The sequence below is a fragment of the Kitasatospora sp. MBT63 genome (assembly GCF_000710465.2).
Lineage (GTDB): Bacteria > Actinomycetota > Actinomycetes > Streptomycetales > Streptomycetaceae > Kitasatospora.
Genome location: NZ_JAIZ01000786.1, coordinates 39,009 through 46,115, shown reverse-complemented (window position 1 = coordinate 46,115; position 7,107 = coordinate 39,009). Strand labels below are relative to the sequence as shown.

Below are 7,107 nucleotides of genomic sequence, written 5' to 3'. Positions count from 1 at the left end.
CGCCCTCACCGGCCCCGGCGACATCAACAACACCGGCGTCCCGGACCTCCTCGCCCGCGACAAGAACGGCAACCTCTACGCCTACATGGGCAAGGGCGACGGCACCTACACCGGGCGGACCCAGGTCGGCTACGGCTTCGACATCTACTCCTGACCCCCGACCGCCCGCACCACGACCGCCCACCGAACAACTGCTCCCCACAAGCCCGTTGAACAGCATCCGGCCCGCGCAACGCCGCGGGCCGGCCCCTTCGCCCACCATGCGCGCCGTCCGTCACGAACGCGCCGTCCCCGACTCCTGGGAGTTCCCTTGTCCGATCGCCCCACCCCCACCCTTGCACGAACGGCCGCCGCCCTGGCCCTGTCCACCGCCGTGACGCTCGCGGCAGCGATCCTGCCCCTCGGCGACGCGAGCGCGGCCTCGGTCCGAACCTGGGACAAGGTCGCCGACTGCGAGAGCGGCGGCGACTGGACCACCGTCAGCTCCGGCAGTCCGACCTACTACGGCGGCCTGCAGTTCAGCGCCGCGACCTGGTCCGCCTACGGCGGCACGCGGTTCGCACCGCAGGCGAACCTGGCCACGAAGCAGCAGCAGATCCTCATAGCCGAAGAGGTGCTCCGAGGGCAGGGCGAGAGCGCCTGGCCCGTCTGCGGCCCCCGGGCCGGGCTCGGCGACGACCACGCCGCCCCCTACCCAGACGCACCACCGCCGATGGCGCCGGGGATGTCGCCGATCGTCGGCGTGGGCGACATCAACAGCACCGGCGTCGCCGACTTCCTCGCGCGCGACGCAAGCACCGGTCACCTCTACTCCTACATGGGCAAGGGCGACGGCACCTTCACCGGACGCACCGACCTCGGCGGCGGCTGGAGCCAGTACGACATGATCGTCGGCGTTGACGACATCAACCGGACCGGCGTCCCCGACCTCCTCGCCCGCGACCCGAGCACCGGTCACCTCTACTCCTACATGGGCAAGGGCGACGGCACCTTCACCGGACGCACCGACCTCGGCGGCGGCTGGAACCAGTACGACCTCCTGATCGGTGCCGGAGACCTCAACAACACCGGTGTCCCGGACCTCCTCGCCCGGGACCGGAACGGCGACCTCTGGGTCTACATGGGCATCGGCAACGGGACGTTCACCGGCCGCACCAGGATCGGCGGCGGCTGGGACCAGTACGACACGATCGTCGGCGTGGGCGACATCAACCGGACCGGCGTCCCCGACCTCCTCGCCCGCGACCCGAGCACCGGTCACCTCTACTCCTACATGGGCAGAGGAGACGGCACCTTCACCGGCCGCACCGACCTCGGCGGCGGCTGGAACCAGTACGACGCCCTCACCGGCCCCGGCGACATCAACAACACCGGCGTCGCCGACCTCCTCGCCCGGGACAGGTCCACCGGTCACCTGTACTCCTACATGGGCAGGGGCGACGGGACGTTCACCGGCCGCACCGACATCGGGTACGGCTACGACATCTACGCCTGACACCCAGGCCGCCGGCCGAATCGGACCCCGACACACCCGACCGGTTCCCCGCGGCTGGCCGCCCTGGCGGCCAGCCGGACGGGGGCCGATCGTCCGGCCCCCGCCACAAGCGTCGGCGACCGGCGAGACGGCCAACTTCCCGGCCCGGTCAAAAGATCCAGCGGGTCGCCACTCGATCCGCCACCGGGAAGCCGGTGGAGCAGTCCGTACACGTCGCCCACCCGAACAGACAACGCACCCCACGAGCCATGCCTGCCCGTCCGCCCGCGGCTGCCCGCTCGTGCGGCCGCCTCGGCAGTCCTCCAGGTCACCTGGCGATACCGGATGCAGAGGGGATCGGAACATGTCTCCCGACGCGTCGTTAGCGCTGTAGCAGAAGCAGTCGTCCGCCTCGATCACGATGCACAGGTTCACACCGCAGTACGGGCTGTCGACCTCGTACTCGCCGGTCGGCAACCCTTCCAAGCACCTGTCCTGGACCTCCACGCCGTCGAACGACAGCACGGACCGAAGCAGGACCACTCAGTCACCCACCGGCGTGGTCCGGCATCGCCCGAGCCGCATCCAGCACGGACTCCAGGTCATCCGGTCCGCACGACGGCGGCGAGGTCGTCGACCGGCCGGCCGCATCGTCTTCTTCCATCGCTTCCCCGAATGGCTGTTCGGGATTGCAGAGCGTGGGGCGGACCTGCCAGCTTGGCAATAGTCCTTATACGCACTTCCTGCGGAAGTCGGTGATCCGCAGGTCAACTACCAGGCGAACAGGAAGGTCTCATGGTCACTCGGACCGCGGCACGGAAGATCCGGATCAGGCTCCGCACCACCGCCGCCATGGGCGCTCTCGCCCTCGCGCTCACTCCCGCAACGGCGCAGGCGACCGGTGCGGCACCGGCTGTACTTCCGGCGACGGCGTTTGCGCAGGCGGACGTGCAGGTGGTGGACGTGACGTCGCTCTCCCAGATCCCGGGGGCCGGATCGCATGCCCGCCGCGATTCGAACAGCAAACGCATCGTCTACCGCGCCAGACTGTTCACCAACAACCTCGGCGGGCAGTGCCTCGACGGCGACACCGTCACCCTCGGCCACGACCCCGCCAAGGTGCAGCTGTGGCACTGCACCGGCGCCGAGAACCAGGTCTGGTACTGGTCGCAGGTGGCCGACGAGCCCGACGGCCGGTACAACATCCAGAACAGCGTCGACCTTCAGTGCCTCGAAGGCGACAGCGCGGCGATCGGTACCGACGGCGCCAAGGCGCAGCTGCGGACCTGCAACCGCGGGAGCAACCAGGTCTGGGTCTGGGACGGCGACGCCGGCACCTTGAAGAACCTCGACGGCGGCCAGTGCCTCGACGGCGACACCGTCACCATCGGCCACGACGGTGCCAAGGTGCAGCTGTGGCACTGCACCGGCGTGCGGAACCAGGCCTGGACGTTCCGCGCGTAACGGGCCCGGCCGATCGCCCGCGCATACGGGAGCCGCCTCATCCTGCAGCGCAAGACGGGCGACATCGGGACCACGACCGTACACAGCACCGACGAAGAACGCCCCGACATGACGTCCGCCGGCCCGGAGGGCGCCGCTCCCCGAACGGCGCCACCGGCGCCGGCGCCGGCCCTGACCGGCGACCACCGGCGACGCGGGCACAGCCCGGGGGTGCCGCGCCGGCTGCCGCAGGAAAGGCCGGGGAAGGCCCGTCACGCCGTGCCGCCGCTCCCCCACCCGGCCCGGGGGAACGGGCCGGGTGCCCGCGTCACCACGCGCGACCACGCCCCCGCGCACCGCACCCCGCACCCCCGCACCGGAGCAACGCGGCAGGGGCCGCGGCAGGCGGCCAGTCGCAGCCGGACCGCAGGCAGCCGGGACAGTGCGCGCGAAGCCTCCGGGCAACGGCCCCGTAGGTGCGCAACCGACGGTCCGGTCCTGGGCACCGGGCCCGTGCCTGCCCGGCCGAACCCGGTGCCGCCGGACCGCCGGAAGCCCTACGCTCCCGGCCTGCTGATCCGTCACCTCATCGGTTGACCCCTGTTGCTCGCGGGTCTGGGACTGATGGCCCACTCCCGCCAGGTCCCGCGGGCGGAGATGGCCGCCACCGGCAGTGGCTGGCGCTGGGCCCTGCCGGGCTTCGTCATCGCCATGGTCGGCATGGCCGTCCTCGGCTGAACCAGGAACAACCCCCGGCCACCCGGCAGACCGCCGGACCGGCCGCCATGCGGCCGACGGCCCGGCTCTTGACGGCCGCGGGGGCGAGGCCAACAGCGGGCCTGTCTGCGGATCCCCCCAGGACAGTCGGGGGTCCTGTATGAACTCAGGGGTGGCGGGCCCGACGACTCGGCGTACGGCTCGTCGGTCCTGTACAGGCACCCCGGGCCCGGCTCATACGCGTGGACGCGCCGGACACGTGCGACGGGTACCTCGACGAACTCACCGAGCCAGGTCCGTGGCCCGTCGGGACACGTCAGCGGCTCCATCGCCTCGTCCTCGCGGCCTCCTGGAACGGTCAGCACGGTCTCCGGGCAGCGCCACGCCAGGCCGACTCCAGCAACCACCGATGAGGCCTGCCTATCACTCCCGCCAACGTCGACCCGAAAACTGATAATCGATTATCGATCTGATCGTCTATCATTTCGTCATGACCCAGATGCCCCACACCTCGCCCTCGGCGGGGAAACAGATGCTCTCCGAGCAGGTCTACACACACGTGCGGGATGCGATCATGCGCGGGGACCACGCCCCCGGTGACGCCCTCAAGCCCCAGGACCTCGCCAAGGAGCAGGGCGTGAGCCTGGCCGTCGTGCGCGAGGCGCTCGTGCGGGTGGTCGGCGAGGGCCTCGCCGACCGCCTGCCCAACCGCGGCTTCGCCGTCCCGGCCTTCTCCGACCGCCGGTGGCAGGAGATCGCGGAGGCCCGCCGGACCATCGAGCCGGTCATGCTGCGGATGTCCGTCGAACGCGGCGACGTGGACTGGGAGGCCCGCGTACGGGCCGCCCACCACCGTCTGGCCCGCACCCCGGCGTACGCACCCGAGGAGGGCAAGCACTACAGCAGCACATGGGCCGAAGCCCACCGGCTCTTCCACCGCACCCTGCTGGACGGGTGCGGCAACCTCGTCCTCCTGGAGACCTTCGACCGGCTGTGGACCGCCAGCGAGCTGGCCCGCCGCTGGTCGGCGCAGCGCAACCCCGACCGGGACGCCCTCGAGGAACACCGCCGGCTGGAGGAGGCGGCCCTCGCCCGTGACGCCGACACCGCAGCCGAGGTCCTGACCCAGCACCTCACCCAGACCGCGGCCGGACTGACCGACTGCCCCCACCACGAACCCACGGACGAAGCCTGATGCGCCTCGTCCACCCGGCCTCACGAGCCCACCCGACCGCACGAACCCACCTGATCACCGACATCGGAGCCACCTCATGACTTCCTTCCACGCGGGCGCACACCGCCGCTGCCACAACGCCGTCAGCCCCCTGCACGCATCGGTGTACTTCGCACCGGAGCCGGAGGAAGAACTCACCGCACTCGGGCTGGAACGCGGCGCCATGGTCTACCTAGCGAGCCGCGCGGCACCGCTCGGCGCCGTCGACGCGGGCACCGTCACCGCGACGTTCTACAACTTCAACCACGAGCACATACGGCGGTACATCCCCGCCGCATGGACCGTGACCACACCGCAGAAGGTGCTCGCGGCACGGCTGCGCGGCGCGGACCGAACACTGCAACGGCTGCTCGGCAAGGAGGCCCTCACGTCCGCGGACATCACCGAGGCGGCCGAACTGGCGCTCCACGCCACCGAAGCCTGCCGCCGGGAGGCCCGGCCGCTGTACGCCGCCAACGCCGATCTCCCCGTACCCGAAGAACCGCACCTGGCCCTCTGGCACGCCCGCAACGCTGCTGCGCGAGCACCGCGGCGACGGCCACCTCGCCGCCCTGGCGATCGCCGACCTGTCCGGCATCGAGGCGCTGGTACTGCACAACGCCACCGGCACGGCACCCACCTCGGCCCTGTTCATGCGCACCCGCGGGTGGTCCACCCAGCAGTGGGACACCACCCGGGACCAGCTGCGCGAACGCGGCCTGCTGGACCACGCAGGCGACCTCACACAGGCGGGCACGGCCCTACGCGCAGAGACCGAGGCCCTCACCGACCGCCTCGACGCCGCCCCGTACGACCACCTGGGCCCGGCCGCCACCGCACGCCTCACCGAACTGGCGAACCGGTTCTCCACAACCCTCCGAGCAGCAGGTGCCTTCCCCCCGGTGCACTTCGGCAAGGGCTGAGAACCGGGACCCGGAACCCTGCGGTGGCGGCAGCGGTGCCCACCGCGGGACGGGGGCGACCGCCACGAACCCGACGCACCGGCCCGGCACCACCGACGGGTCCTGGCCATCCGTCACGTCCCCGATCGGGCCGGCCGCGGCGCCACCGGCCATCACCCGCGTGACGAACCGCTCCGGCCCGCCCCCGTCCGCGTCGGCCCCGGTGAACGTCTCCCTCCGGACATCTGAAGGCGCAGACCCCGTCAGGGAGCAGCAGCGTGGCCGGCCGGGCGCGGGGCGAGCACCGGGGCACCGCGAGCCGGCGCCCGGCCGCCCGGCCGCACGGTCGCCACGGCCCGCAGACCGGCACGGACCGCGCGCCTGGGCGGTGAAGGCCGGCGACCGCGTTCTAATGAATGCCGTAGTCCCACAGGACCGGGGAGACCGCGATGCCCATGCCCGCACACCCGCCGAAGAATCCGACGAGTCCGTTCGCCTCGTTCGCGGGGCACCACGTCGGCATCCGTGTCCCGGACTACGAGGCCGCCAAGGCCTGGTACACGCAGAAGCTCGACTTCCGGGTCCTGCACGAGTGGCCCTACGGGGAGCTGAGACTCGCCTACCTCTGCCCGCCGAACGACGACGAGTTCCACCTGGAACTGCTCGCCGGACCCGTGCCCTTCCCGAACGAGGTCGTCGACGACCTGGCCGTCAGCCTCCGGCACGGCGGATACCAGCACGTGTGCCTGCACGTCGACGACGTCGACGCGGCGCGCGCCGAACTCTCCGCGCGCGGCGTCGACCTCGTCGGTCAGCCCTTCGAGATCGAGGACATCAGCCGCCGCCTGGCGTTCTTCCGCGACCCGTGGGGCAACATGATCGAACTGTCCCAGAGGCTCCCCGGAGCCGGATCCTGACACCGCCCCACCCGGCGCAGCGGCCCGGGCCGACGCACGGGATCCAGGCCCGCCCCGGTAGAGCTCCGGTTCCCCGACCGGCGGAGCGAGCTCCGGGGCCTCGTCGGTCAGCGCGGACCCACCCGTGACGCGTGTCAGGAGTTCCGGCAGATCCGCGGCTGCCCGGCCCGGACGTGGCACGTCCAACCCTGACATGCCGGAGACAGCGCCTAAAGCAAATTCTTTTCGTCTGGCGGTCCCCCAGGTGATGCCGCCGGGCTCCGTCATTCGTTCACGCCACCTGCGCCAGGTCGCGGGCGGGCCGGGTCTGCTCGTAGGCGTGGCCGACGCGCAGGAGCGTGCTCTCGGCGAGCGGACGCCCGAGGAGTTGCATGCCGATCGGCAGGCCGGCCGTGTCGTGGCCCACCGGTAGGGACAGCGACGGCACTCCGGTGATGTTGG

General features: G+C 71.6%; 5 protein-coding genes and 1 pseudogene. 5 read left to right on the top strand and 1 reads right to left on the bottom strand.

Annotation, left to right across the window (positions count from 1 at the left end; all coding sequences use genetic code 11):
• Positions 1-310: 310 nt before the first annotated feature.
• From AA75_RS40940 to AA75_RS40920, 5 genes and pseudogenes are all read left to right on the top strand, one after another.
• Positions 311-1,495, top strand: a complete 1,185-nt coding sequence (locus AA75_RS40940; protein ID WP_033825575.1) for a transglycosylase family protein — start codon at positions 311-313, stop codon at positions 1,493-1,495.
• Between the two features lie 774 nt (positions 1,496-2,269).
• Entirely contained in the window at positions 2,270-2,938 is a 669-nt protein-coding gene (locus tag AA75_RS40935) for an RICIN domain-containing protein (RefSeq protein ID WP_033825574.1), read from the top strand.
• A 1,186-nt stretch (positions 2,939-4,124) separates the two neighbouring features.
• Positions 4,125-4,829, top strand: coding sequence for a GntR family transcriptional regulator (locus AA75_RS40930; protein ID WP_033825573.1), 705 nt, complete (start codon positions 4,125-4,127; stop codon positions 4,827-4,829).
• Between the two features lie 76 nt (positions 4,830-4,905).
• Positions 4,906-5,770 (top strand): annotated as a pseudogene (locus tag AA75_RS40925) (hypothetical protein).
• Positions 5,771-6,198: 428 nt separating this feature from the next.
• Entirely contained in the window at positions 6,199-6,666 is a 468-nt protein-coding gene (locus AA75_RS40920; protein WP_051814273.1) for a VOC family protein, read from the top strand.
• 271 nt (positions 6,667-6,937) lie between these two features.
• Here the strand turns inward: AA75_RS40920 and AA75_RS53145 are convergent.
• The coding region (locus tag AA75_RS53145) for an amidase family protein (RefSeq protein WP_033825572.1) at positions 6,938-7,107 on the bottom strand (170 nt) is incomplete at its 5' end.